At 40.2% G+C, this 26,924-nt stretch carries 25 protein-coding genes, 3 tRNA genes and 1 rRNA gene; 14 read left to right on the forward strand and 15 right to left on the reverse strand.

Annotated features, from left to right (window positions below; translation table 11 throughout):
- Window positions 1-1,176 (forward strand): tryptophan 7-halogenase, encoded by a 1,176-nt coding sequence (locus A7967_RS17985; RefSeq protein ID WP_054206381.1) that lies wholly within the window; start codon window positions 1-3, stop codon window positions 1,174-1,176.
- 48 nt (window positions 1,177-1,224) lie between these two features.
- Here the strand turns inward: A7967_RS17985 and envZ are convergent, their stop codons facing one another.
- Together envZ and ompR are read right to left on the reverse strand one after the other, a co-directional pair.
- Window positions 1,225-2,547: a two-component system sensor histidine kinase EnvZ gene (envZ, locus tag A7967_RS17990; protein ID WP_054206380.1), complete on the reverse strand. Its 1,323-nt coding sequence runs from the start codon at window positions 2,545-2,547 to the stop codon at window positions 1,225-1,227.
- A 5-nt stretch (window positions 2,548-2,552) separates the two neighbouring features.
- Window positions 2,553-3,272, reverse strand: a complete 720-nt coding sequence (gene ompR / locus A7967_RS17995) for an osmolarity response regulator transcription factor OmpR (protein WP_054206379.1) — start codon at window positions 3,270-3,272, stop codon at window positions 2,553-2,555.
- Window positions 3,273-3,467: 195 nt separating this feature from the next.
- On the opposite strand from ompR, the gene greB reads away from it, so the two are divergent.
- The 4 genes from greB (at window position 3,468) to A7967_RS18015 (ending at window position 7,524) form a co-directional block, all read left to right on the forward strand.
- Window positions 3,468-3,950 (forward strand): transcription elongation factor GreB, encoded by a 483-nt coding sequence (greB, locus tag A7967_RS18000; RefSeq protein WP_054206378.1) that lies wholly within the window; start codon window positions 3,468-3,470, stop codon window positions 3,948-3,950.
- 140 nt (window positions 3,951-4,090) lie between these two features.
- Window positions 4,091-4,396 carry a hypothetical protein gene (locus A7967_RS18005; RefSeq protein ID WP_054206377.1) on the forward strand — a complete coding sequence of 102 codons (306 nt, stop codon included), beginning with the start codon at window positions 4,091-4,093 and terminating at the stop codon, window positions 4,394-4,396.
- A gap of 49 nt (window positions 4,397-4,445) precedes the next feature.
- Window positions 4,446-5,027, forward strand: coding sequence for a CBS domain-containing protein (locus A7967_RS18010; RefSeq protein WP_054206376.1), 582 nt, complete (start codon window positions 4,446-4,448; stop codon window positions 5,025-5,027).
- A gap of 163 nt (window positions 5,028-5,190) precedes the next feature.
- Complete coding sequence (locus A7967_RS18015; protein ID WP_054206375.1) at window positions 5,191-7,524, forward strand: Tex family protein; 2,334 nt, start codon at window positions 5,191-5,193, stop codon at window positions 7,522-7,524.
- Window positions 7,525-7,680: 156 nt separating this feature from the next.
- Here A7967_RS18015 and A7967_RS18020 read toward each other — a convergent pair whose 3' ends face one another.
- From A7967_RS18020 to bioH, 3 genes are all read right to left on the reverse strand, one after another.
- The gene (locus A7967_RS18020; RefSeq protein ID WP_054206374.1) at window positions 7,681-8,544 is read right to left on the reverse strand and encodes a putative metalloprotease CJM1_0395 family protein; all 864 of its coding nucleotides are present in this window, start codon (window positions 8,542-8,544) and stop codon (window positions 7,681-7,683) included.
- Between the two features lie 6 nt (window positions 8,545-8,550).
- Complete coding sequence (locus tag A7967_RS18025; protein ID WP_054206373.1) at window positions 8,551-8,859, reverse strand: hypothetical protein; 309 nt, start codon at window positions 8,857-8,859, stop codon at window positions 8,551-8,553.
- A gap of 100 nt (window positions 8,860-8,959) precedes the next feature.
- The gene (bioH, locus tag A7967_RS18030) at window positions 8,960-9,697 is read right to left on the reverse strand and encodes a pimeloyl-ACP methyl ester esterase BioH (RefSeq protein WP_054206372.1); all 738 of its coding nucleotides are present in this window, start codon (window positions 9,695-9,697) and stop codon (window positions 8,960-8,962) included.
- A gap of 58 nt (window positions 9,698-9,755) precedes the next feature.
- Here bioH and A7967_RS18035 point away from each other — a divergent pair, with 58 nt between their 5' ends.
- On the forward strand, window positions 9,756-10,457 hold the full coding sequence (locus A7967_RS18035) for a ComF family protein (protein ID WP_054206371.1): 702 nt from the start codon (window positions 9,756-9,758) through the stop codon (window positions 10,455-10,457).
- A gap of 18 nt (window positions 10,458-10,475) precedes the next feature.
- Here A7967_RS18035 and A7967_RS18040 read toward each other — a convergent pair whose 3' ends face one another.
- Window positions 10,476-13,028 carry a M14 metallopeptidase family protein gene (locus A7967_RS18040; RefSeq protein ID WP_054206370.1) on the reverse strand — a complete coding sequence of 851 codons (2,553 nt, stop codon included), beginning with the start codon at window positions 13,026-13,028 and terminating at the stop codon, window positions 10,476-10,478.
- Window positions 13,029-13,173: 145 nt separating this feature from the next.
- On the opposite strand from A7967_RS18040, the gene nfuA reads away from it, so the two are divergent.
- Both nfuA and A7967_RS18050 read left to right on the forward strand, forming a co-directional pair.
- The gene (gene nfuA / locus A7967_RS18045; RefSeq protein ID WP_054206369.1) at window positions 13,174-13,749 is read left to right on the forward strand and encodes a Fe-S biogenesis protein NfuA; all 576 of its coding nucleotides are present in this window, start codon (window positions 13,174-13,176) and stop codon (window positions 13,747-13,749) included.
- Window positions 13,750-13,761: 12 nt separating this feature from the next.
- Window positions 13,762-14,034 (forward strand): hypothetical protein, encoded by a 273-nt coding sequence (locus A7967_RS18050; protein ID WP_054206368.1) that lies wholly within the window; start codon window positions 13,762-13,764, stop codon window positions 14,032-14,034.
- A gap of 570 nt (window positions 14,035-14,604) precedes the next feature.
- Here A7967_RS18050 and A7967_RS18055 read toward each other — a convergent pair.
- The 5 genes from A7967_RS18055 to nudE all read right to left on the reverse strand — a co-directional run bounded on the left by A7967_RS18055 (window position 14,605) and on the right by nudE (window position 16,478).
- Window positions 14,605-14,681, reverse strand: a tRNA-Met gene (locus A7967_RS18055).
- Between the two features lie 61 nt (window positions 14,682-14,742).
- A tRNA-Met gene (locus tag A7967_RS18060) sits at window positions 14,743-14,819 on the reverse strand.
- Window positions 14,820-14,898: 79 nt separating this feature from the next.
- Window positions 14,899-14,975, reverse strand: a tRNA-Met gene (locus tag A7967_RS18065).
- Window positions 14,976-15,115: 140 nt separating this feature from the next.
- Entirely contained in the window at window positions 15,116-15,913 is a 798-nt protein-coding gene (gene cysQ / locus A7967_RS18070; RefSeq protein ID WP_054206367.1) for a 3'(2'),5'-bisphosphate nucleotidase CysQ, read from the reverse strand.
- Window positions 15,906-16,478 (reverse strand): ADP compounds hydrolase NudE, encoded by a 573-nt coding sequence (nudE, locus tag A7967_RS18075; protein ID WP_170174314.1) that lies wholly within the window; start codon window positions 16,476-16,478, stop codon window positions 15,906-15,908. Before nudE ends, cysQ begins: the two co-directional genes overlap by 8 nt.
- A 61-nt stretch (window positions 16,479-16,539) precedes the next feature.
- Here nudE and yrfG point away from each other — a divergent pair, with 61 nt between their 5' ends.
- Complete coding sequence (gene yrfG / locus A7967_RS18080; RefSeq protein WP_054206365.1) at window positions 16,540-17,190, forward strand: GMP/IMP nucleotidase; 651 nt, start codon at window positions 16,540-16,542, stop codon at window positions 17,188-17,190.
- On the opposite strand, the gene A7967_RS18085 is transcribed toward yrfG, so the two are convergent.
- Window positions 17,187-17,810, reverse strand: a complete 624-nt coding sequence (locus tag A7967_RS18085) for a dUTP diphosphatase (protein ID WP_054206364.1) — start codon at window positions 17,808-17,810, stop codon at window positions 17,187-17,189. The genes yrfG and A7967_RS18085 overlap by 4 nt on opposite strands.
- A gap of 123 nt (window positions 17,811-17,933) precedes the next feature.
- Here A7967_RS18085 and A7967_RS18090 point away from each other — a divergent pair, with 123 nt between their 5' ends.
- Window positions 17,934-18,563 (forward strand): peroxiredoxin-like family protein, encoded by a 630-nt coding sequence (locus tag A7967_RS18090; protein WP_054206363.1) that lies wholly within the window; start codon window positions 17,934-17,936, stop codon window positions 18,561-18,563.
- Between the two features lie 30 nt (window positions 18,564-18,593).
- Here A7967_RS18090 and A7967_RS18095 read toward each other — a convergent pair whose 3' ends face one another.
- Window positions 18,594-18,962, reverse strand: coding sequence for a YacL family protein (locus A7967_RS18095; protein ID WP_054206362.1), 369 nt, complete (start codon window positions 18,960-18,962; stop codon window positions 18,594-18,596).
- 115 nt (window positions 18,963-19,077) lie between these two features.
- Entirely contained in the window at window positions 19,078-19,302 is a 225-nt protein-coding gene (locus A7967_RS18100; protein WP_054206361.1) for a hypothetical protein, read from the reverse strand.
- 310 nt (window positions 19,303-19,612) lie between these two features.
- Between A7967_RS18100 and uvrD the strand changes: the two genes are divergently transcribed.
- The 4 genes from uvrD to A7967_RS18120 all read left to right on the forward strand — a co-directional run bounded on the left by uvrD (window position 19,613) and on the right by A7967_RS18120 (window position 25,850).
- A complete protein-coding gene (gene uvrD / locus A7967_RS18105; protein ID WP_054206360.1) occupies window positions 19,613-21,778 on the forward strand; it encodes a DNA helicase II in 2,166 nt (721 codons plus the stop codon).
- Window positions 21,756-23,849, forward strand: a complete 2,094-nt coding sequence (locus A7967_RS18110) for a GNAT family N-acetyltransferase (RefSeq protein ID WP_054206359.1) — start codon at window positions 21,756-21,758, stop codon at window positions 23,847-23,849. The genes uvrD and A7967_RS18110 overlap by 23 nt, the downstream gene beginning before the upstream one ends.
- A 73-nt stretch (window positions 23,850-23,922) precedes the next feature.
- Window positions 23,923-24,927 carry an ABC transporter substrate-binding protein gene (locus tag A7967_RS18115; protein ID WP_231659094.1) on the forward strand — a complete coding sequence of 335 codons (1,005 nt, stop codon included), beginning with the start codon at window positions 23,923-23,925 and terminating at the stop codon, window positions 24,925-24,927.
- 74 nt (window positions 24,928-25,001) lie between these two features.
- Window positions 25,002-25,850, forward strand: a complete 849-nt coding sequence (locus A7967_RS18120; RefSeq protein WP_054206357.1) for a chemotaxis protein — start codon at window positions 25,002-25,004, stop codon at window positions 25,848-25,850.
- 731 nt (window positions 25,851-26,581) lie between these two features.
- On the opposite strand, the gene rrf is transcribed toward A7967_RS18120, so the two are convergent.
- Window positions 26,582-26,696: ribosomal RNA gene (gene rrf, locus A7967_RS18125) — 5S ribosomal RNA — on the reverse strand.
- Window positions 26,697-26,924: the final 228 nt, after the last annotated feature.

Consider the following 26,924-nt stretch of genomic DNA (forward strand, 5'->3'; position numbering starts at 1 on the left):
ATGCCAATGATTAACAAAAAAGAGTTAACGAGTGATATTGTGATCATTGGTGCAGGCGTAGCAGGCTGTATTGCTGCGCTTGCGTTATGTGATTCTTACCAAGTAACACTTATTGATAAATCTGTATTGCCTGAAGAGCGCATTGGTGAATGTTTAGCACCTGCAGCAAAGCGCATTTTACAACAGCTTAATTTACTCACTGAATTTGAAGCTTTAATAGACACAAACATCACCCAAGCTATTCATTTACACAATCTAGGCATGCAAGTTAGCTGGGGAAAAGAAAAGCCTCACATTACTGATAACCTAAGCAACCCAGATGGCTTTGGTTGGCGATTAAACCGTAAAGAATTTGAGTTGTTTTTACGTAATAAAGCCCAGCAACGTGGTGTTGAATGTATTTGGCCAGCACGGCTCAGAGGCAGTCAATATAATGATAATGCATGGCACATTTTACTTGAGCACACAAACTCCGACGAACCCAAAGAAATCACTATTTGTAGTCAGTTTGTAATTGATGCAACAGGCCGCCAAGCTCACTTTGCAAAAAAATATACGGATCGTCAACAAAGCGACCGACTCATATCATGCTGGGCGACCTTGGCAAACAACAGTGAGAATCAACTAGGGAGTATTTGTGCAACCGTTAATGGCTGGTGGTACAGTGCACCACTACCAAATCAACGCCGTGTTTTAGCATTTCAAACCGACTCTGACCTTTTCAGTAAAGGCTTAAATCGTGACACAGCTCTATTTAGTCAACTTGCTCAACAACATGCACCATTAGCCGCGTTACTCGAAGGGAATCAACATACGTTAGATCTACACGGTATTACCAGTGCCAATTCAACACGCTTAGACACCTTTGTAGGTCAACAATGGGCTGCACTTGGTGATGCCGCAACTAGCTTTGACCCTTTATCATCTCAGGGGATTTTTAATGCAATGGCAAGTGCTATGCAATTAGCATCATTAATAAAAAAATCTGAGGTTATCGAAACATTAGATAACGATATACACCAATACTTTATCAAAACTTATCAGCAACAAATTGAGCAGATATGGGACAGTTATCTACACCATAAACATTATTTCTACAACCAAGAACAACGTTGGTCATCACACCCTTTTTGGCAACGTAGACACCAGCAAACACCATCACTAAATTGGGGTTAATCACCACATTAACCCCGGTTAAATAACATTACTTAGCCAATACACTGATCACTGCTTTTCTTTTGTAGTTACATGTTTTAAAGGCAAATAAACCTCAGCACTTAACCCCCCTTCAGGGCGATTCACTAAGGCAACCTTACCACCGTGCATATCAACAATACGCTTGATGATCGCCAACCCTAAACCACTGCCTTCACTACCGCGTGCTGTGTCACCTTGCTTGAATGGCTCAAATACTGATTCTAATTCACTTTCAGGTATGCCTGGCCCGTGATCTTTAACCACCACCATCGCGTATTTTTTATCACGACTGATTGTGGTTTCCACATCTATATCATCATCTGAATAACGTATTGCATTCTCAATCATATTAGTAATAACACGTTTAATAGCCACCATGCTCAATGGTACATTATTGATACTGTGATTTTCAGTAAACGTAATATTACGTTGATGTTTTTGCTCTGAATGTACGACTTCAGACACTAATGCATTTAAATCTTCAAGCGCTAACTCTTCACGTTTATGATGACGTAAATACTCAATGAACTGATCAATAATCGCGTTCATATCTTCAATGTCATAAATGATCCCTTCACGCAGGTAATCCTCTTCATCTGACATCATTTCAGTCGCCAAACGAATACGCGTAAGCGGTGTACGTAAATCATGAGACACACCCGCCATTAATAAACGGCGATCGTTCTCTAACGCAGCGATACCTCGCGACATTTGATTAAATGCCCGCGTTACTTCAATTACTTCTGTTGAGCCATGTTCTTCTAGCTTGGTTGAAAAATCCCCAACACCCACTTTGATTGCAGCTTGCTGGAGTGCTTTTAAAGGCCGGTTTAGATGACGCGCAAATAACCACCCCCCCAGCACACTTAAAAAGCCAATACTTGATAGATAGAAAGTTAAGAATTCCAGATTATTATCTTTAAACCCAGTGAGCGGAACTTTAACCCAATAACCGGGCGCCTGCGGAGCTTCAACCCAATAAACAAGCGGCCCCGTTTGACTAATTCGTACGCGCGCAGAACCATTTAGCTGCTCTGACATACTGCGCGATAACATCGGATATTCACGGCTTTGCCCTAACCCACTACGCATTGCTTGGCGTTGTGTCATTACTTCTATACCGGTAATTTCAAAAAACTTTTCCGATACTTCATCTGTTATTTCAACGCCATCTTCCCAGTCAATAAACACGGTTTTAATTTGCTTAGCAAGTATCAGGTTAACTTGCTCAATGGTTGGCTTAACCACATACAGACTCACGGTGATGTACGACACGACTTGATTGATCAACAATAATGCCGCTACCAAAAATACCGTTTGCCCAAATGCGCTTTTAGGAAACATACTCATTCAGGTTATTTTTCACCATCAGGAACAAATACGTAGCCTAAGCCCCATACTGTTTGGATATAGCGAGGATTAGCCGCATCTACTTCAATCATGCGGCGTAAACGAGACACTTGCACATCAATGCTACGTTCAAGTGCGCTATAATCACGCCCACGAGCTAGGTTCATTAACTTATCACGGCTAAGCGGCTCTCGAGGATGTGTCACCAATGCTTTTAATACCGCAAATTCACCGCTCGTCAATGACATTGTTTTATCGCCTTGACTCATCTCTCGGGTTGCTAAATTAAGTGAGAACTCACCAAATGAAATTTCGTTTTCTTCCGCGGCAGGCGCACCCGGTACTTCTTTTGAACGACGACGTAAAATTGCTTTAATACGGGCTAATAATTCACGGGGGTTAAAAGGTTTTGGAATATAATCATCGGCACCAAGTTCTAAACCAATAATACGATCTACTTCATCACCTTTTGCGGTAAGCATTACAATCGGGATTTCGTTTTCTTTTTGGCGTAAACGCTGACAAATCGATAAACCATCTTCGCCAGGTAACATTAAATCCAGCACCATTAAATGAAAGTTCTCGCGTTCCAACAAACGATCCATTTGTTCTGAGTTACCCGCAGTTCGTACGATAAATCCTTGCTCTACCAGATAACGCTCTAATAAACTGCGTAAACGCATATCGTCATCTACGACCAATACTTTTGTGGTTTCGTGTCCCATAACTTCATTCTTGTTGTTTTATACAGTTACTCGTTAATATAAAGGAAAAGCGTGATAATAAAAAACTAATTAAGTCACAAGATTGTTACTGAACGTTTCAAGGTACAACCTATCGAAAGCATAAAAATCCTCTCGACAAGCCCGTGATATTTTAATACCTTGCCTGCGATCCCACTAAGATGGATAAGTAAAACCGTGAAAACCAATTTAATCACCCGCGAAGGGTATTTACAGCTACAACAAGAACACGACCACTTATGGAACGTAAAACGCCCTGAAGTAACAAAAATAGTGAGTTGGGCTGCAAGTTTAGGTGACCGCTCTGAAAATGCAGATTATCAATATAATAAGCGTTTATTGCGCCAAATAGACCGCCGAGTTAGGTACTTACGTAAACGCATGCCAGATCTAAAAATTATTGATTACTCAGTGCAACAGGCTGGTAAAGTATTTTTTGGCGCGTGGGTTGAAATTGAGAATGATGACGCAGAAATACTAACCTTTAGAATTGTTGGCCCTGATGAAATTTACGACCGTAAAGATTATATTTCTATTGATTCACCAATGGCACGTGCATTATTAAAAAAACAGGTAGATGATGAATTTGAAGTACCAACGCCGCAAGGAAAAAAGCAGTGGTATGTAAACAAAATTAGCTACCCTGATGCTCAGAAATAATCATACATCCATTTAATTAAAAATATCAGACAATTCAGATTTGGTTAATTATTGATTGTCTAATGTGTAGTTATAGATTATACATAAATGTACTCAAGTAATGCATTTTGCGCTTGGGTTCATAATTAGAAGGTCGTTTCATGTCAAACTTATTACATCGCATATGCAGTCATGCCATGTTATTTACACTCTTAATGAGTGTGAGTTTGACTGTACTTGCGCATGATTTTGACAATCAAGCGCAGCACACCAATGCTAACTACATTGCTTGTGATATTCCCGACCAAGCAAACCTTGACGTTGACATAGATACTCATGACAACGGGCTGTCTCTAGGGGCACTTCATCCACTCCCCGACACTCCCCAGTCGTTTTACTTGGGCGCACATTTAGCTAAACCTTTTAATCACGCTTATCAGCGAGGACCACCAGCTTATTCTATTTAATTCATTTTTTAGAACTTAATTAAATTTAATAACATTTTTGGTGGTTACTATGACTAATTTCAAAGAATTACGTACTCAAGATATCTCTAAAGGCGTGTTGTCACACACTTACAGCGACACTCAACCTTTAATCGATTTAACGTCTCCGGCTTTAAAAATGGTGAATAATTTCACCCAAAAAGATCCACTACGAGCGCATTACGAAACAAATATTGTTGATGCATTAAAGCAAACCAACAACCAACACACTGACTTTATCTTGGTGGTTGACGATAAAGAGAAATTGCTCGGGGTTGTATCAAGTGCAGACCTACAAAGTTCAAAAATTATGATGCTAGCGCAACGCCTAAACGTGTCACGCGAAGATGTTAGCCTACGCCATGTGATGACACCGATCGCTCATTTAACAGGTGTGAGTATGCAAAGTTTAGGTTACGCCTGCATTGGCGATGCACTACAAACCATGGAGCATCACGGTATCATGTTTTTACTAGTAACAACGGCACACAATGAAATTTGCGGTTTGATCTCCGCGCGTGAAATAGCTAAAACATTGCATATACCTGTTCATATTAGCCCTATTGCTCACGGTTTTAGTGAAGTTCTAGAGCAAGTTGAGCACCCTCATTAAGTACGATTGTTTATTTAAATAACTCTCCTATTATAAAGGCCCTAAAGTATATAAATAGCATGCTTTAAGGCCTTTTTATTAAGCCACGCTGTGATATTATTCAAGCAATTCATCACGCCAAAACTATCGTTCTGGTTTTAAAATTGTTTAATAAGGTTTTTGCATGAGCAATATCTCTGCACGTTTAGCCACCGAGCTAAATGCTCAAGAACAGCAAGTCATCGCTGCCACAAAGTTACTTGATGAGGGCGCGACCGTTCCTTTTATCGCGCGTTACCGTAAAGAAGTTACAGGTGGCCTAGACGATACTCAGCTACGTTTATTAGAGCAGCGCCTATCATACTTGCGCGAGCTTGAAGAGCGTCGAGCATTTATTTTAGCCACCATTAAAACGCAAAATAAATTAAGCGCGAGTTTAGAAGCCGACATTAACCGTGCTGACAGCAAAACGGAGCTTGAAGATCTATATCTTCCTTATAAACCTAAGCGCCGCACTAAAGGCCAAATAGCGATAGAAGCAGGGCTTGAACCTCTCGCAGATGCACTTTTTAACGATGCTTCATTAGATCCAGAGCAGCAAAGCGAACAATTTATTAATCCACAAGCGTCTATTGCAGATACAAAATCAGCCCTTGAAGGTGCAAAATTCATCTTAATGGAACGCTTCGCCGAAGACGCTAAATTACTCGCAAAATTCCGTCGCCATATCAGCCAACATGGCCAAATTGAAGCAAGCTTGATCAAAGGCCAAGAACAAACCGGTGCCAAATACCGTGATTATTTTGAGCACCAAGAAGCACTCAAAAAAATCCCATCGCACCGTGCTTTAGCAATGCTGCGCGCACGTAACGAAGGTATTTTGCAGCTGAGTATCAACCCTGAACCAAGCGTTGAAAACCCGGCACATATGTGTGCGATTATGATTGCAGATCATTACCGCCTTGATATTAAAAACCAAGTTGCCAGCCCATGGTTATTAACTGTTGTGCAATGGGCATGGAAAGTGAAACTTGGTCTGCATTTAGAGAATGAGTTTTTAGCTGCAATGCGCGAAAAAGCTGAAACGGGTGCAATCGATGTATTTGCTAAGAATCTTAAAGATTTATTAATGGCAGCACCTGCGGGGCCTCGTACCACTTTAGGTCTAGATCCTGGTTTACGTACTGGTTGTAAACTAGCGGTTGTTGATAGCACCGGCAAACTACTTGCCTCTCAAACTATATTCCCTCATGCCCCACAAAATCATTGGGATAAATCCATTCGGACATTAGAGCAACTATGTCGTCAGCATAAAATTGAGTTGATTGCGATTGGTAATGGCACCGCTTCTCGTGAATCAGACAAGCTTGTTGCTGAGTTAATAAAAGCAAATAGTGAGCTTAAACTCAATAAAATCATGGTCAGTGAAGCTGGCGCATCTGTATATTCTGCATCAGAATTTGCCGCTAATGAGTTTCCAGATTTAGATGTATCTATACGCGGTGCGGTTTCAATTGCGCGTCGCCTGCAAGACCCTCTAGCTGAGCTTGTTAAAATTGAACCTAAATCAATTGGTGTAGGCCAATATCAGCATGATGTATCGCAAAGCCAACTTGGGCAAAGCCTTATCTCTGTTGTAGAAGATTGCGTAAACTTAGTTGGCGTCGACTTAAACATGGCGTCAGTACCATTACTTACTCGCGTGTCTGGTTTAAATAAAACCCTAGCACAAAATATAGTTAACTACCGTGATGCTAACGGCTCTTTCACTAAGCGTTCACAACTTAAAAAAGTTGAACGTTTAGGACCAAAAGCTTTTGAGCAAGCTGCTGGCTTCTTGAAAATTAGTAATGGTAGCGATCTGCTTGATAGCTCATCAGTTCACCCTGAAGCTTACCCTGTTGTAAAACGTATTTGCGAACAAAATAGTCTAGATGTGAGCAGCCTGATTGGTAACTCAGATCTACTTAATAAACTCGTTGCGAATGACTATATCGATGATAAATTTGGCTTGCCCACCGTGACAGACATTATCAGCGAACTAGACAAACCTGGTCGCGATCCTCGCCCTGAGTTTAAAACTGCAGAGTTTAAAGCGGGTGTTGAAAAAATCAATGATTTACAACCGGGTATGATCTTAGAAGGTGTTGTATCAAACGTCGCTAACTTTGGTGCTTTTGTTGATGTTGGTGTTCATCAAGATGGTTTGGTGCATATATCGGCTATTACTAATAAGTTTATCTCTGATCCGCGTGAAGTAGTAAAAGCCGGCGATATTGTTAAAGTAAAAGTAGTTGAAGTAGATGCCCCACGTAAACGCATCAGCTTTACTATGCGCTTGGATGATGACATTGATACCAGTAATAAAGCAGCCCCAGCTGCAAATCAAAAGCCACAAAACAATAGTCGCAGCAATAATCACCAACCTCGTGCAGCAAAGCCAAAGCGCGATACTGGTAATGCCTTAATGGGGAATGCGTTTGCAGATGCCTTCGCAAATGCAAAAGTGAAAAAATAATACCAATTGCATTAAATTAGTGATTATTATTTAGATAATAAAAAGCGCCCTAGTTTAGACTAAAGGCGCTTTTTATTTTTAAACCAAAGCTATTTTTATATAGAGTATTTACGGTGTGATACTAATTGTTGTGGTCAACTAATTCCGGACAGTGAATTATATAGTTGCAGAAAACCCTGACTGTCCGTAAGCCGAGGTAGCACCTTGGTAGAATTGCGCAATGCGACCAGCGCGCGCCTCTACATCTGCATCACGCTTAGCAGTTGCTGTTTCTGTATTTGTAGCTGAAATTATTTGCTCATCTTCAGCTAAATCATTATCTACCTTAAAAGTAGAGCGATTTGATTCACTCTCGTCATCAGCGGCAGGTGTTGCAAGCTCAGCCTGCGCTGCTGCAAGTTTTTGCGTAGCATCAGCTGCAATTGAACGGTCAGCACCTGAAGGCTCTGCAGGAGCAAGTGCAGCTGCTCGTACCGTTTGCATTTTTTCAATGGTTGCTTTTGGATCGCCTTCTATTTCAGCAACATCAATTTGCACTTCACCACCAACGGCATAATTAGTGCCATCTGGCCCTCGTTGATAATCATAACTTGGCGAGCCGGCATATTGCCCACCAACTGACGCATGCGCTTGCTCATGAATACGTACTTCGGTATCTCGTGCTTTAAGTTCTTTAATTTGAGCTGCATCTTGCTGCTCTTGCTGGGTTACTTGCTCTTTCTTCTGCTGTTCTTTTTTAGCTTCTTGTTGCTCTTCGTTTTGCTCACCATCGCTTTGCTGGCGCTCTTCAATTACCTTTTCATCAGCAAGCTTACCTTTAGCATCATAAGTACCAACATCAGTTGAGCCGGGTTGCTTAGCTTTTTCGTTATCGCCAAGTGCTTTATTGTCGGTATTAGAAGGCTTTGCAGCCGCTGGGGCAGGTATAACTTCCCGTAGTTGATTGTCACGCCGAGCGGTTTCCGTATGCACATTTGCAGTGTTTATATTAATACTGGGAAATGGCGTGACAATATTCATAGTCTATTAAACTCTAACGTCAATCAAAGTGCCAAGCACTTCGTCTGCTGTCTGTATCGATTGCGTATTTGCCTTAACATTAAACTCTTCAACTTTTAAGTTTACTAATGCTTCGTCAATTTTTGGCGGTTGCGATACAGGCGCTGTTATCGCTTCTTCTGGGCGTGCAGCTTGCAACTGACGCTGCTGGGCTAACTGCGCATCATCTTGTTGTTCAATGCTGGCGCGGTTTATCTCTGCGCTGGCTTTTTCTATGCCTTGACTGGCACGGTTAAAACCTTCAACACCACTATTAAATACAGATCCGATTGGCATACTACACCTCCACCAATGATATATTGGTTAATTATCGCTCATAAAACACACAAAATAAAGCTTTACTATTGGCTTTTTAATGCTATGTCGATATTACTTTTCAAAGCATTGATTTGACGGCAGATAAAAACTCTTTTTTATGAGAAATAAACGGTGCGTGGGAAGCTTTATCAATCACTTCATACTCAAAGTCACTATTCAGTGCCTGCATTTTTGCTATGCCACGGTACGGTACTAATGCATCTAAACGCCCAAAAACGCCTCTAATGGGCACCGGGCAATTGCTAAAGATATCGCGTAAATCATCACTTTGTAGTATATCTAGCCCTGCGCTTAGTGCACATTCTTGTGGTGCAGGGTATTCGTTCAGTAATTTTTTTAACTGTTTAATATCATCACGTGAACTCGTGCTTCCCATTGCTTGAATAGCTAAAAATCGCTCTATGGTTTTTTCACGATGTGTAACTAGCTGCTCTTTAAAAGCCGTTAAAACATTTGCTTTAATACCCGGCCAGTCCTCTGTTTCTGCAAAGAATGGACTTGAAGCTACTAATAGCACTTTAGCTACTTTTTCAGGCCAATGTTTGGCAATATATAATGCAAATAGCCCCCCTAATGACCAGCCCACTAAAATAGAGTTAGGTTGTAATTGTTCACTTAACTGCTTAGCCGCATCATGCAAGTTATACGGTGTTGGCCACACTTGACTGTCGCCATAGCCGGGTAAATTCATACACCGCACAACGCCTGCATGTAAGAACTCCAGTTCCGGAAAAATGATTTTCCATACACCTTGATTCATCCCCCAGCCATGTAGTAACACCAACTCATTTTGCATTTTTATCAATCCTCATCCAAACTTAGTGCTCATAATAGCGCTTCAAGGACTGAATGCAATGAGTGGTTTTAATCAACGAATACAACATTTATCTGACTGGTTTTTTCCTTCGTTTTGTGTGCAATGTCAGAGTGTTATTTTAACAAAACACTGCTTATGCGAACATTGCTTAGCAGATCTAGCGTTGCTCGATATTACAGCCCACCCAAACTTGTTATATCGCCCAGATATAGTCGAGTTATTTCCTGACTGCCAGTTTGATCGCTTATTTGCCTGTTCATGGTATCGCGCACCTTTCGATCATTGGCTCACACAGCTTAAATTTAGCAACCAGATCCATTATAAAAAAGCACTATCACTTGTGATTAAGCAACAACTAGAAATTTACAAACTCAATAGCGAGTCATGGCCTGATATATTTATTATTTTACCTTTGCATCCTCAACGTTTTCTACAACGTGGTTTTAATCAAGTAGCGCAATGTTGGCTACCATGCCTAATAAACGAAAATGTTGATTTTCAGAGTTTACAACGCACTAAAAAAACACAAGCGCAGTCCTCGCTGAGTAAAGCTAAACGTATAAAAAATTTAAATAATGCATTTGTGTGTAATACAGATATGACAGGAAAAACGGTGGCTATTATTGATGACGTTATGACCACAGGGGCAACACTCAATGCTGCCACCATGGCACTTAAACACGCTGGCGCTAAACAAGTATGGACATTTGTTACTTGCCTAACGCCACTAGAACATTAACTCTTGTGCAAATTGACACTATTGCCCATTTGCTCGAAATGTATGACCGAAAAATAATGCATTACTTAATAGCCGACTTGTGCCATACCAGTAACCTCTAAATACTGGGTTGTCAGTCATGCCGATTACATTACCACGCCCGTATGAGTGAGCAACTAAACCCGCTGCTCCAGTAACTTGTTCAACATTCACATCATCCGTAAAACCAGCTAGTAATGGCTTTTGAGTATATTGCAGCACATTAACAAATGGTGCTGCTGACATTTCAAGCAACCAAGTACTATTTTTAAATACGGGCAAGGTGTCTCGTTGCAATGAGAAGGTAAGAGGGTGAGTTAAATCAACTTTAGTATTAAAGATCGCTCCAGCAATACGTTGGCGTCCAGATAAGTGATCTTTATCGCCATAATTTAGCCCATCTGTTTTAAATGCACTGGCGACATCCTGGCGTGATAAGTAACTGGTTTTTAATAACTGTTGATCAACTAAAAATTTTGCTCCACCTTTGTGCCCCCAAATAACGCCACCTTTACGCACCCAACTTTTAATCGCTACTTTATCAGCATCTGACAGCTTATTATAATTACCATGCGCCAATACAATATGGCTGTAATCACTCAACTCTAAATTACCAAAGCGCTCCATTTCAACTATCGTAGGTGCCACGCCAACAAAACGGTCTAAGTAATACCACACCTCACCGACCTCGTATTGACTTGTCCCTTGACCACCAACAAGCAGCACCTTAGGTGCTTTCACTACGGCAAGTGTTCTTGAGCCTAAATCAGCCCCTTTAGCTGTTAGACCTGAAGTGATCGGTGTGATCGCTATGCCAAATTCATTCTGAGCACTATTTAAGAGCGTAACCCACTGCGGATTAGTTTGAATACCAGCAGGAATAATAATGCTTCCAGCCGCAAATTCTTCAGTATGAGTAAGTGACTTTGCTGATAACGAGCTAAGTGCCACACGTGCCTGCACACCTTGTTGCAATAACTTATTAAGCATTTTAGGCGCTAAATAATTATCCCATTTAAAACCAAACGCATAATGCGTACCCAACGTTGCAAACTGTGCTTGCTCTGGCTGTTGCCACGCGGCTTTACTCACATCTAATCCCCAGCCACTTTTTACTGCTGCAAATTCTAAATTAAAGGCATGCGCCAAGGTCCAGCCAGATACATCATAAAAGGTGTTATCAACAAAACTTTTTTGTTCGCTAAATAAAGCTTTCACTAAACGAAATTGAGGTTGTGCAAGTGGCACAAAATAACTGTGTGTTGTAAAGTTTTTACCGCCTACTTTCACACTTTTGTTAAGTGGATAAGCACTAATTTTGTGCTGTTTTAATAAATCTAAGAATAGCTCAATACGGGCAGTATCAACGCCGCCTTGCACTACATAACCTTTGTAATCTTCATCACTAGCAAGTTCTACAGCATGATTATAAAAACTAGCTTGATAGTCGAGTAACGCTTGGCGATTATCTATTGCCGCTTGAAACGTCGACATACTTGTTAATAGTTGATTTTTGATAGTAAAAGCAAAGCTCAGCGGACCATTTATCGTGTCTTGTAAATGACCTCGTGAGCTCGCTTGTTCAAATAAAATACCCACGCCACCATTCACATCAGGGTATGTTGAACCTTTACCATAATAAAAATCATCAAAGCTTTCTTCAGTAAAATACAAGGCGTTATGCTCATCCAGTGTTTTTGCATGGTAATTAGCAATTGCCTTCGTTAAGCTAACATTTTCATCTGGTGTTATTGGGTGTTTACGAGTAGGGATACCAGGTTGAAAAAAGTATGTGCTATTTGGTCCCATCTCATGAAAGTCTGTCAGAATATTTGGCTTCCACTGGTGAAATTTAGCAATCCGCGCGCGCGATTCAGGGTGTTGTAGTAGTAGCCAGTCGCGATTTAAATCAAACCAATAATGGTTAGTACGGCTACTTGGCCAGCTTTCAACGTGTTCACGGGTTTGTGGATCCGATGACAAATTCATCCCGCGATTACTATTCGCCCAATTAGCAAAACGGGCTAAACCATCTGGATTTAATGAAGGATCAAGTAAAATGACCGTATTATTTAATAGCGTATCAATCTCTTTTCCTTGCGCCGCAGCTAAATAATACGCCACTAATAAGGCTGAGTTACTGCCAGAAGATTCATTGCCATGCACACTATAACCCATCCAAACAACGGCAGGTTGATTCACTGCTTTCGCTTTTTCTTTATCAGATAAACGTGCTAAATGTGCCTGACGGGTTTGTTCAACTTTAGGTAATTTATCAGCCGCGGTAATCGTTAGCATGACTAATGGGCGCTGCTCGTGAGTCCGACCTATTACCTCAAAATTTATACGATCACTTTTTTGTGCTAACACCTCCATATAGCGCACTAACTGATCATGACGTACATGCCACTGACCTACTTCATAGCCTAAAACCTGCTCTGGAGTGGGGATCATTGGGTCAAATTTAACGTCTTCTTCAAAATAATAAGAAAGAGGTTGGGCTAAACAAGAAAAACTTAGTAATAGTGTAAAGATTGTTATTATCAAACGCATATAAAACACTCATTTAATGATCAATGTTTGCACGCTATCATTGCTTAAAATAGATGCCAAATTTTTACGCTCAACACTGGCGACAACGCGATGAGCGGAGTATGATAACCAGTATCCGAGTAATTTAGTCAAGTATAGTTGTTTTATGATTTCTATTTCCGAAACCGCACAATCGCATTTTGCAAAATTATTAGCTGACCAAGCTGAAAAAACAAACATCCGTGTGTTTGTTGTTAACCCTGGTACATCACAAGCGGAATGTGGTGTTTCTTATTGCCCTGAAGATGCTGTAGAAGCAAGCGATATTCGTCTACCATTTAATGGTTTTGATGCTGTTGTTGATGCTGAAAGCGCACCTTTCTTAGAAGAAGCTGAAATCGATTTCGTCACCGACAATATGGGCACACAGCTGACCCTTAAAGCGCCAAATGCTAAAGCACGTAAAATTGGTGATGACGCAGGACTTAATGAGCGCATCCAACACATGCTAGAAACCGAGGTTAACCCTCAGTTAGCAAACCACGGTGGCCAAGTAAGCCTTGTTGAAGTAACGGCAGAAGGTATTGCAGTTTTACAATTTGGTGGTGGTTGTAATGGTTGCTCAATGATCGATGTCACGTTAAAAGAAGGTATCGAAAAAGAAATGATAGCTAAGTTTGACGAAATCACTGGCGTTGCTGATATAACTGATCACAAAGCTGGCGAACATTCTTACTATTAATAGTCTTCAGCTATGTTAAAGCCGCTGATATATCGCTTAGGCTCAGAGCCTAAGCTCAGCTTAAAACGCTTTTTACGCGGCCTTGCACTGTTTGTGCTGGCCGTGATATTTATTGCCCTTGGTTACTATACTCACTTCAGCCTGCAAATAATTGGTTTGGTTATTCTTGTCACTGCAATATTCTTTGCGGCATGGGGATATTTAGGTATTTTTGCAAATCGATTCGCACAAGTCCTCAACAATAGTAATTTAAACGCAAATGACGACCCAGATCTTTGGAAGTAAGATTCATAACAGCCTAATATACCAATTGCATTAAATTAGTGATCTATTATTGCGACAAGAAAATGGCTCAATAACAATGCAAAAATTATGATATGTAGTTGTTCTATATAAGTAATTTTTAACGTAGTTAGTGAGTAATTTAATTTGCTAGCATGACCATGTTTTTAATAAAATTGATATAAGCATTTCACTAAATTTCAGACATAAAAAACACTCATATAGAATGTCGATTCATTCTTACTTTTCACTTTTATTTCAGTGGTTGCGGGAGCCTGAGTTTATGAAAAGCGAACCGACGATCTTCAGGTTATACGCAACCCAATCTATGCATTTCACTTAATTTCAGACATAAAAAAACACTCATATAGAGTGTCGATTCATTCTTACTTTTCACTTTTATTTCAGTGGTTGCGGGAGCCAGTGTTTATGAAAAGCGAACCGACGACCTTCAGGTTATGCGCAGCCCAATCTAAGCATTTCACTGAATTTCACTGAATTTCACTGAATTTCAGGCATAAAAAAACACTCATATAGAGTGTCGATTCATTCTTACTTTCACTTTTATTTCAGTGGTTGCGGGAGCCGGATTTGAACCGACGACCTTCGGGTTATGAGCCCGACGAGCTACCAGACTGCTCCATCCCGCGCCTGAAATTGTAGAGTTATTTAAAGTTGCTATACATGACAACTTGGCTTCCAATTTAAAATTGGTTGCGGGAGCCGGATTTGAACCGACGACCTTCGGGTTATGAGCCCGACGAGCTACCAGACTGCTCCATCCCGCGCCTGTGTATTTAAAGTCTATCGACTAGTTAATTTTCACTCTAACCAAGAGTTTACAGTAACCAAATTTTTATAAAAAGTTGGTTGCGGGAGCCGGATTTGAACCGACGACCTTCGGGTTATGAGCCCGACGAGCTACCAGACTGCTCCATCCCGCGCCTGTAATTTCTTTTCAACAGTTTCGTATTGTTTTCGAACCTGTTTCGAAGAGAGCGCTATAGTATAGGAATCATAATATAATGCAAGAGTTAAACCACTTAAAACTGTTCAACCGAACAAAAAGCAATCAAAATACGAATTAAAGTGCTCTTTGATGCGGATTAATCATTTTTTGCCACTCCCAATCAGGGTGCCCCATCACAATGAAGTCAGGATTTTCAGTGCTTTCACGCTGATTGTAGGTTAACGGGTTAAATTCGGCATCGGTAATACAACCACCCGCTTCTTCTACAATAATTTGTGAAGCGCCTGTATCCCATTCACCCGTTGGACCTATACGTAAAAAGCAATCAGCTTTCCCTTCAGCAACAATACATGCCTTTAAAGAGCATGAGCCAACTGCAACGGTTGTAAACTGTGCATTTAAGTATTGACTCACCGCTTCAATCTTTTGGCGTCGGCTAACGGCTAAAGTTAGGTTATCAGGGGTAGCAACATTGATCTGCTGCTCTATACCGGCAACACGCTTAAATGCACCATTTTGATAGCTAGCAAAATAAGTGGTTTCTTTTGCTGGCCAATAGATCACACCAAGTACCGGACGATTATTTTCAATCAAGGCAATATTTACAGCGAAGTCACCACTTTCTAAAATAAACTCCCCCGTACCATCCATAGGATCCAGCAACCAATAACGTTGCCAATCTTGCCTATCCGCAAGTGCAGGTATGGGCGTTTCTTCAGACATAATAGGGATATCGGGTGCGAGTGCTTTTAAGCCGGCGACAAGTACATCATTTGCAGCTAAGTCCGCCTTAGTAACAGGGGTATGATCCGACTTTTCTTGTTGACCGATATCACCATGTTTATAAATAGCCATAATGGCTGCCCCTGCACTTTGTGCAAGTTCAATGCAAGGCTCTAGTAATTTATTCATTGGCAGCTCCAGATTCTAAATGCTTAGTTAATAATAGCAAAGCTGCAACGCTTCGTGCTTCTGTGAAGTCTGATTGTTGTAATAATGACTGCCAATCGGTTAATGGCCACTTAACAACCACTAATGGTTCTGGTTCATCACCTATAAGTGTTTGCGGATAAAGCTGCTGAGCAAATAAAATATGCATTGTCGCATTAAAGTAGCTCGGTGCCATTGATACTACTTTTAATGGTTGGAGTTGCTCAGCACCAAAGCCAACCTCTTCTTTAAGTTCTCGGTTTGCTGCTTGCTCTGGTGTTTCACCGGGGTCGATTAACCCTTTGGGAAAGCCTAGTTGATAATCATTGGTGCCAGCACAGTACTCACGAACTAGCAGCAGTTCATTGTCTATATTTAGTGGCACTATCATTACCGCCCCCCGGCCACCGCCACGGATCCGCTCATATTGGCGCTGCTCGCCATTTGAAAATTTTAATTCTAAGGATTCAACCGTAAATAAACGGCTTTTAGCGACGACTTCGTCACTGAGAATTTCAGGTGGTGTTGGGTGCTTTTTCTGTGTCATCGGCATTAATTTGCTATCATGGCAGTTAGTTTAATCATAAACCCTATAAGTGGAAATTCCTATGCTAAATTGGTCAAAAATCGATACTGTATTACTCGATATGGATGGCACACTCCTTGATTTACATTTCGATAATCACTTTTGGCTAAACGTTATTCCTGAGCAGCATGCTATTGTGCGCAATGTTGGTTTGGATGAAGCAAAAGCTGATATTGCAAAACGTTATCAAGCAGTTCATGGGCAAATTCAATGGTACTGTTTAGATTATTGGGAGCAGCAGCTTAATCTGCCAATTATGGAGCTTAAACGCCAAACACAGCACCTTATTAAAGTACGTGAAGATGTGCCTGCTTTTTTAACTGCACTGCGCCAAGCTGGTAAAGAGCTTATTTTATTGACCAACGCGCACCCTGAAAGTGTTATTTTAAAGTTCGAAAAAACAGCCATTGATAATTATTTGGATGGTGTGGTGTCTACTCATCAATACGGTGTAAGTAAGGAGCATCAAAGTTTGTGGCAACAAGTACATGCAGATTTAGAGTTTGATAAACAACGAACACTATTTATTGACGACAGTTTAAGTGTGTTAAAAGCCGCGAAAGAGTTTGGTATTGGTCATTTATTGGCGGTTGCAAACCCTGATAGCAAGCAACCACACAATGAAATTAGTGACTATTTAAATATTACTGATTTTAGCCACGTCCACCCTTAACTCTTAGGGTAACGCGCCTCCAAGCCTTGGTATACAAGCTTTGCAAAATCAGCATGTTCAGTATCAAGGCTTTTAACTACTTCAACTAAATGCTCGTTATCTTCTTGTCCATGCCATTCTTTAATATAGCTACCGTCTTTGTAACCATGATCTTGACGGAAAAAGTTAAGCGTATTTTTACCTACATAACCACGGTATAAATCATCAATATCCATACCTATTTGCACCATGCAACCTGCGAATGCAGCAGCGTTAAAGGTTTTATCTGCAACAGCTGACGCCGCTAGAATTTCTAATGTTTGTTTGAAGTCATCAGCTTGCTGCGGTGCACTTAACTGTTGTTCAAGTTGCTTAGCTAAATCTAAGTAACTAGTTTTACCATCAATGCGTAGCGATAAACCAAAATGAAAAATATCAACAAGCTCTAAAATAACTTGTTCGGTATCTGGAGTTTGCTTTTTCCACCATTTCCAACCGTAATGATCAAGCATTTCAGCGCATTCAACCCAAATAGCACGATTCCACTCAAACCCTTGGCTAAACCATTGGTCATGTACTTTAGTATTCATGGCATTTTGCATTTCTAGCATCACTACTAGTTTACTTAAATTGGCAGACATTTCGATCCCAGTTACTCTATTTAATTACTGCTAATAATACAGATAAATTAAGTTTGATGAAATTGTTTATCTTGCTAGTCTGTCATCTAAGCCGCACGTTTCAAAAATTACCAAGGGAATTACATGCTAAAACCTATTTTATTTGCTTGCTCTATGCTTATAACAGCATCGGTATCAGCTGCAACCGCAACGAATATTGCCTCAGCAGCTGAAAAAGTCAGCCCACTGATGCCTGGACTGACTATACCTGCAACAACATTAAAGAATAAAGATGGTCACAATGTTGATCTTACTGAGCGTTTTGCAGAAAAAACAACGGTGTTAATAGTGTATCGAGGTGGCTGGTGCCCGTATTGCTCAAAGCAACTTGCGAGTATACAAAAAATAGAAGCTGAACTAGCTGAATTAGGTGCACAAATTATTGCAATCTCACCAGACAGCCCTGAAAAGCTCGCTGAGAGTAAAATTGACTCCCCTAATTATCAGTTGCTTTCTGACGATAGCCTTACCTTAAGCCAAGCGCTTGGCCTTGCATTTTATTTAGATGATAAAACAGCGACTATTTACCGTAATAAACTAGGGGTGAATTTTGTGTCCCTCGATGGTAAAGCTAAAGTTGCACTGCCTGTGCCTGCGGTATTTGTGGTAGATAAAAAAGGGCTCGTGCATTTTCAATACGCTAACCCTAACTATAAAGTACGCCTGACCGAAAATTTATTACTTACTGCTGTTAAATCAGTGTCTGAGCAGTAATATAGCCAAATAGCAGAGCCTATGCTCTGCTTACCTTCCTGTAGTAAATTCTTGCCAAGAGTTAATTAAATCAACAAAGTCTTCAAAGCCACAGCCGCTGCTAAGCCCGTTTTCTTCAAGCATGAGTTCATCATCTTGATAAGCGATTAAATCTTCTGAATCTTGGTGCAATGCATGGGCTTCAAAAATGGCTTCGTCTTTATTTAAGATCAAGTCTATTTCTTGGCCTTGTAAAGTCAGCGGCTCAAAGCTGCTGGCAACTGACGCAATTAAAGCTTGCACCATGGCTATTTTATCTTTGCCGATCTCTTCATTTAACCAACGACCAATCACGGCGTGCTCGCTGCTAATTTTAATACGCAATCCGCTGATAGGGTCACGTATAAATTGATATTCCATAATTATAGTCCAGTACTACTTATGCGAAGAATTATAACCTAGTCAGTTACAAATAACGAAAGCCAGATACAAAAACAGCGCTATAAAGCGCTATTTTTGTCTTTCGGTAAACCTGCTACCGGTAAGTTCTAAAACGTGCGGCATCAATGATCGCCCACAAATGAAATATTGCACCTATGATAGGAGGGATAACTAAAAACCATAGCGCATAACCACCAAAAACAATGATTGCGAAAACAAGAGCTGCCAAAATACGTCCTTGCACCAACTGCCCTAAACCTGGAAAAAAGATATTACAAATTGCCGCAATTACATTACCGCCAGAACCTTGATCTGCCATGTTAACCTCAATTATTAATTTAATTTCTTATTAGATACTTACACACATCATGCCAATTATTAAAAACGATTAAAATCAAAAACTTAAAATAATATAGCATCATTTCTTTTTACCAAAATCGTTATTTTCACTAAATATAAGTCAAATTTACTACGGTAACATTATCATGCGCATGATAGCTTAGCTAAAAAACTCACTAAATAGAATAAAGAACATTTTTTAAATTAACTGTTTATAAAAACAGTATTTTATTTAGCCTAACAAAAACACCTGTTATACTGCCTTCAATATTGATTGAAAAGGCGTGATGATGGACGTTTCAGAATTACTCGATGGCTTAAATGACAAACAACGGGATGCCGTAGCTGCTCCACTACAAAATATGTTGGTGCTCGCTGGTGCTGGCTCTGGTAAAACTCGAGTACTGGTTCATCGTATCGCGTGGTTAATGCAAGTTGAGCAAGCTTCGGCTTACAGTATTTTTGCGGTAACCTTTACTAATAAAGCAGCTAAAGAAATGCGCTCTCGCGTTGAAGAAGCCCTTCAAGCTCCTGTTGGTGGAATGTGGATTGGTACTTTCCATGGCTTATCACACCGTATTTTACGCGCCCATCATCGCGAAGCTAATTTGCCAGAGGCATTTCAGATTTTAGACTCTGACGACCAGCTGCGCATGATCAAGCGCTTATTAAAAGCCATGAATATTGATGATAAAAAATGGCCTGCTAAACAGTTTGGTTGGTATATCAGTGCCAAAAAAGACGAAGGCCTGCGCCCTAAAGATATTCAAGCTTATGACATCAACGAACAAATGATGTTAAAAGTGTATACCGCTTATCAGGAAGCATGTGACCGTGCCGGTTTAGTCGATTTTGCAGAAATTTTACTACGCAGTTTTGAAGTTATAAAAAATAACCCCACCTTGCTTCGTCATTACCAGCAACGCTTTGCCCACATGTTAGTTGACGAGTTTCAAGATACCAATACTATTCAATATGCATGGCTTAAATTGCTGGCAGGCGACACTAATAGTATTATGATTGTTGGCGATGATGACCAAAGTATTTACGGCTGGCGTGGTGCTAAAATTGAAAACATTAAACGTTTTTTAACCGACTTTAAGGCCGAAACTATTCGCCTAGAACAAAATTATCGTTCTACTGCTACCATTCTAAAAGCGTCTAATGCACTCATTCAAAATAACTCAGATCGTATGGGCAAAAGCCTCTGGACTGATGGTAATGATGGTGAGCCAATCTCAGTTTATGCTGCCTTTAACGAATTAGATGAAGCACGCTTTGTTAGTAGTAAATTACGCAGCTGGTTGAACGCGGGGAACGCCCTGCAAGATGCCGCTATTTTGTACCGTAGTAATGCACAATCACGCGTTCTTGAAGAAGCTATGCTCCAAGAAGGTTTAAAATACCGCATTTATGGCGGTATGCGCTTCTTTGAACGTCAAGAAATTAAAGATGCACTCGCATATTTACGCTTAGTAGGTAATCGCCAAGACGATGCCGCTTTTGAGCGAGTAATTAACACCCCAGCCCGTGGTATAGGTGATAAAACCCTGAGCCATATACGCGACTGTGCCCGTAGCGAATCATTACCATTGTGGTACGCCGCTAAAGCGATTGTTGAGCAACAACATTTATCAGGCCGCGCAGCAACCGTTGTTACTAAGTTTGTTGAACTAGTAGAGCATATTGAAGATAAAATTAGCGATCTCACGTTAGAAGAGCAAGCCAAATACGCGATTCAAACATCAGGTTTGATGGCGATGTATCAGGCTGAAAAAGGTGAAAAAGGCCGCGCTCGCGTAGAAAATTTAGAGGAGCTGATCAGTGCCTGTGGCCAATATGAGCTGCCAGAAGATGAAGAGTATAGCTCTCCTTTACAAGGTTTTTTAGCGCACACCTCACTCGAGTCTGGCGATGGTCAAGCACAAGAGCACGAAGATGCGGTGCAAATGATGACCTTACACTCAGCGAAAGGTCTAGAGTTTCCACTGGTATTTATGGTGGGTGTTGAAGAAGGTATGTTCCCTTCACAACAAAGTAATGAGGAGTCAGGTCGCTTAGAAGAAGAACGTCGCCTTTGTTATGTAGGCATGACTCGTGCGATGGAAAAACTGTATATCAGTCACGCCGAGACTCGCCGCCTTTACGGGCAAGAAAAATATCACAGCCCGTCACGTTTTTTACGCGAAATGCCTGAGGATTGCATTGAAGAAATTCGCATTAAAACACAAGTATCACGCCCACCTGCATCAGGACGTTTTAGCTCATCAGTAAGTCATGCCACATTTGAAGAAAGTGGTTTTAACTTAGGCCAACATGTATTACATGCAAAGTTTGGTATGGGAACAGTTATTAACTATGAAGGTAGTGGTGCACAATCTCGCGTACAAGTGAATTTTGATGATTTTGGTAGTAAGTGGTTAGTAACTGTTTATGCACGACTACAAGCTATTTAACTCGCTACTACAAAATACTCTAACGCAACTTGCCTATGCTAAGCATAGGCAGTTGCTCTTAATTACTGGCGAACAAAATTGGTGTTATCAACAAGCTAATGAATTACTCAACCAACTTAACAACCCGCATGTAAAAGTATTATCAAACAGTCCTGATCTCACAAACAGTGTTTGGCCCGAACATACTCACCAGATTCTCGGCCAAGAATTTCAACATGTTATTTATGATGGGTTTAGTGGGTTAGTACCTGATAAGTTTGCAGCCCTCAGTGGCACTGTCCAGGCTGGCGGGTTGTTTATTCTACTGTTGCCTGAGCTTAATGAGTTACACCATTGGTGCGACCCTGCACTTACTGCGTTTCAATCATTTGAAACGCAGCAACAATACAGTTATTTTAACCAACGCTTCGCACGTTTACTCTGTAACGATCTATTACTGCATTTGAGCCAACAGACAGGCTGGCAGCAATCACCTAACACGAGTCAGCTAGCTGGTAAAATAGACTTAACTGAACAACAATATTGTATCGATCAAATAGTTAAAACAGCGACAGGAAGGGCCAATAGACCATTATTAATCAGTGCAGATCGCGGCCGTGGAAAATCCGCCTCTTTGGGTCTTGCAGCCGCAAAATTAATAGGCAAAAAAATACTCATTTGCTCACAACAATTTAATGCCTTGCACAGCTGCTTTAAACACTTTGCAATAGAGCGAGAGCTCACATATCAAGCACAAAATAAACAACTCGCCAACCTACATTATGTTGCACCCGATCAGTTACTTAATGAGCTACCAGAATGTGATGTGTTGCTGGTTGATGAAGCCGCTGCGATCCCAGTACCACTACTAATTAAAATACTCGCACATTATCCTCGTATTGTATTTGCCAGCACAATAATAGGTTATGAAGGAAACGGTCGCGGGTATACATTAAAGTTCAAACACTATTTGGAGCATCATTATAAAAATATGCGCAGTGTTACTTTAGAACAGCCAATCCGCTTTGCAGCGAATGATCCCCTCGAGCAGCATATTTGTAATTTGTTAGCACTTGATGCGGATCATCAAAGTATTGTTCTGAATACTAACCCCCTTCACTTTTCTGAATTAAATGCTCAGAACCTTGCCAAAAATGAGGTTTTACTACGCCAAGTGATAGGACTGTTGGCATTAGCACATTACCAAACCAGCGTGAATGACTTACGCCATTTACTCGATGCAACTAGGCAGCGTATATTTGTGTGTCAGCAACAAAATTGCATTATTGCCGTATGTTTAATTGCGATTGAAGGTGGTTTACCCGTTGATATAAGCGCACAAATAGTCAGTGGTAAGCGTCGTCCCCAAGGGCATTTAATGGCGCAAACATTAGCCCAGCTAAGTATTGATGCTGACGTACTTACAAAGTTATCTGCTCGTGTTGTTCGTATTGCCGTTGCACCATCAGAACATAGCAAAGGTATTGGCTCGCAACTTATTAGCCATTGTGAACAGCAACTAGCCTCAACTTGCCATTGGTTTGGGGCAAGTTTTGGTGCTAATGCAACACTACTCAAGTTTTGGCAAAATGCTGGATTTGACTTACTTAAACTAGGCTTCGCACAAGATAAAGCCACTGCTGAACATGCGGCTCTAATGGTTAAGCCCCTAACTGACGATGATCTATTAATTAATGATCTTGCAGCTCATTTTCAATCAGACTTTGCATTACAGCTCCTTGATCATTTCAGTCAATTGGATCAGCAATTAGTCGAACAAATACTAAACGGCTGTGCACAGGAAAGTGTTGATAACAAGTTAGATCAACGTCTTACAGCCTTATTAGCAACAGATTATCAGCTATTTGCTATAAAGCCTTTACTATGGCGCGCACTCTGGCGTACACCAAACAGTTTTTTCAATTGTGATGAAAATACCAAACACCTTATTATTAGGCTAATATTACAAAACTGGTCACCAAAAAAAGTACAAATAGTTTTCCAGATCAGTGGTAAAAAATCACTCGATAAACTATTTAAGCAGGCTGTTAATAACTGGTATGAGCAATATTTACTTAAAAAGTTACCTTAGTACTCTTTTACTCCTTTTTCTTTTCATGAGTAATTTTATCTATGCCGAGGAAAAGCAGGTTATAAAATTAGGCATGTCTACAGCATTGAGTGGCCCAGCTAAACAAATTGGCGAGCAACTTTACCAAGGTAGTAATGCTTATTTTAATAAAATAAATAACAATGGCGGTATAAATGGAGCTCGAGTAGAGCTACTCGTGGCTGATGATGGCTATGAACCAAAAAGGGCGGTCAGCAATACTCGTCACTTTATTTACCAAGATAAAGTCGATGCTCTGTTTGGTGCGATGGGAACTCCTACAAGTCATGCAATTACTCCTATTCTTGAACGGGTAAAAACCCCTTATTTAATGCCCTATAGCGGTGCTGATTTTTTACACCACCAACCAACGATAAATGTATTTAACATCCGCGCTAGTTACTATGATGAAGTTCGAGAGCAAATTAAATACCTCGTAGAAGAGTTGAAGCACTCTAAAATTGGTTTTTTAATTCAAGCCGATGAATTTGGCCATGTTGTCGAAAGTGCCCTAATTAAATCGCTTGCTTCTTATAACCTTAAACCAATTCAAGTTGCTCGTTACCGACGTAATAGCAATGATATAGATAGCGCACTTAAACAATTAAAATCCAGTAATGTAACAGCCATTGCACTTGTCGGTACATACAAACCATTAGCTGAATTTATAAATAAAGCTTATCAACTCAATTTTTCACCTGACTATACAAGCGTATCCTTTGTATCAAGTCAGGACTTATTTGATCGCATTAAACAGCCGAGTAAACTTATGGTTACTGAGGTTGTCCCTAATCCAAAAGAGTGTGATGCATACTGGTGCCGTGAATTTATTAAAGACATGCTCCTAGCAAAAATTGATGAGCCTAATCGGCTTCATTTTGAAGGCTATCTTAATGCAATGGTGTTTAGTTCTGCTGTAAAGCGCTGTTCATTACCACTACAGCGCCGCTGTTTGATTCTACAATTAAATAGAGTATTCCGTGAGGATAAAAAGGTAAACTCATTGTTCGTAAATAAAACAGACCAGAATAAACGTATAATCTATCGTTCTGTTTTCTAAAAAATCAGCGAAATCACTGTCTTTTCTAAATTATGTTCTATCCTTAAATTACTAATTTGGGACGTGAGGAACGTATGGATTTAATTAATTTTAGAGTAGGTCAGAAAACTATTTCATTAAAGATTCTCGATATACTTTTAACAGAGCGCTTTGAAGATAATTTAACCTCATTACCAAACGATAATAAAAGTTTCATTGGCGTTAAAGATTATATGGAAACGCCTACTCCAATCTTTGATCTAGGGCTCATTCTCAATAAACAATCTACCCAAGCAAGTAATCAACTACTAAGTAACTTATTTAACGAATGGGAAGAAAAGCAATATCAATGGTTTAATGCACTGGAAAACAGTATAAATCAAAACCAAATATTTAATCAAAGTGATGATATCCAACAATCAAACTTCACTAAATGGTACAGCAACTTTAAAACCGAGAATGAAGATCTTCAAGCTATTATTGAGCGCTTTAAAATTCCTTATGAGCGGCTTTATGAACGCTCAAATATGATTATTCAATTAGTTAAACAAGGAGCGATTAAACAGGCTTTACAGGAACTAAGCCACGAGCGAAGCAATAGCTTTATGCAGCTAATTCGATTATTTGAATCCGCTAAAGAGCAAATAATTTTGGACTATAAACCTATCATTATTTTCACCACTAAAGATGGCCGAACCCCTCATATAGGCCTTTTAGTCGATAAAGTTGAAGATAATATCAGTTATCAAAAAGAGAACATTAAACCTCTTGATAAGCTTACCGATATTGGTTTTGATATAGACCCTCAGACTAAAAGTATGATGTGCGGCTTAATAAAGCTTGAAGGTAAGCACAGCGTACTCATAGATCCTAGTGCTATATTTCGCCCCGCTCACTTAGCCCAGCAGCATGCTGAAGAAACAGAAGGCTATGGTTTATTCTAGGGGCTCATATTTTTAACAAGCTTTTTGTTATTATACCAATCGTGTTAAGTTACTGACCACTTATAGCGACAGGTAAATACAGTGATAACAAGGCATAAATTTTGACATGCAGTTGTTCTACATGAAAAATTTATAACACAGTTAGCGCTTTATTTAGCCCGCTAGAGTGGTTAAATATTTAAGTCGATTGATATTATTACCTAAAGCGATACTAAACCTATTGCATTAAACTAGTGAGCTACATAGCGTTAGTAAAGTAGTTCATAAGCAAAGTAAAGTTATGAACTATCGCTATACTAATCTGAATAAATATTTGAAAAATTTAACGAATTAAATCACGCTATAACGTCGTTAAAAACTTTTGCCTCGTTATAGCGCAATTTTCTTGAAATTAAATAGCCCCCGTTTCTAAGTAGATTGGTATTACTCTTATTTAAATTTATTCTGAACACGCTGTAAACCACTGATTAACAATAAGAATGCGTTGAGAAAAGAGTATATGGGGCTCTGGGGAATACTGTATATGCCTTCAGGCTAAAGCCTGACCTACAATAAAATACCCGCACGCTGATTGCAAAACAGTAGGTCGTGATTTATCGCGACAACCGATATATGGGGGTGTATTGCTTTCAGGTGAACGCCTGAGCAACATTGGCCACCTTGCTCGCTGTTTCACTTTCCTGCAGACGTAAAAAAGCCCGACTCAGTGAGTCGGGCTTTCTTTATTTGGAGCCTGGCGATGACCTACTTTCACATAACAAATGCTACACTATCATCGGCGCTGTTTCGTTTCACTACTGAGTTCGGCATGGGATCAGGTGGGTCCAAAACGCTATTGTCACCAAGCAAATTGGGTGTCAGTTCGTATCTCTACGCACTAACTAAAATTTGAAAATGCTGATAATTGTCTTCTTACAACTTTAAGCTTATCGCTTATAGCTGCCAGTAATCTACTTTAGTTGTCGCGATAAATCACGACCTACAATCTTAACTTCTGCGCTTAAACAGTCACATAAAACGCGTTTGGCGTTGTATGGTTAAGCCTCACGGGTAATTAGTACAAGTTAGCTTAAC

Source organism: Pseudoalteromonas neustonica (assembly GCF_001653135.1).
Classification (GTDB): Bacteria; Pseudomonadota; Gammaproteobacteria; order Enterobacterales; family Alteromonadaceae; genus Pseudoalteromonas; species Pseudoalteromonas neustonica.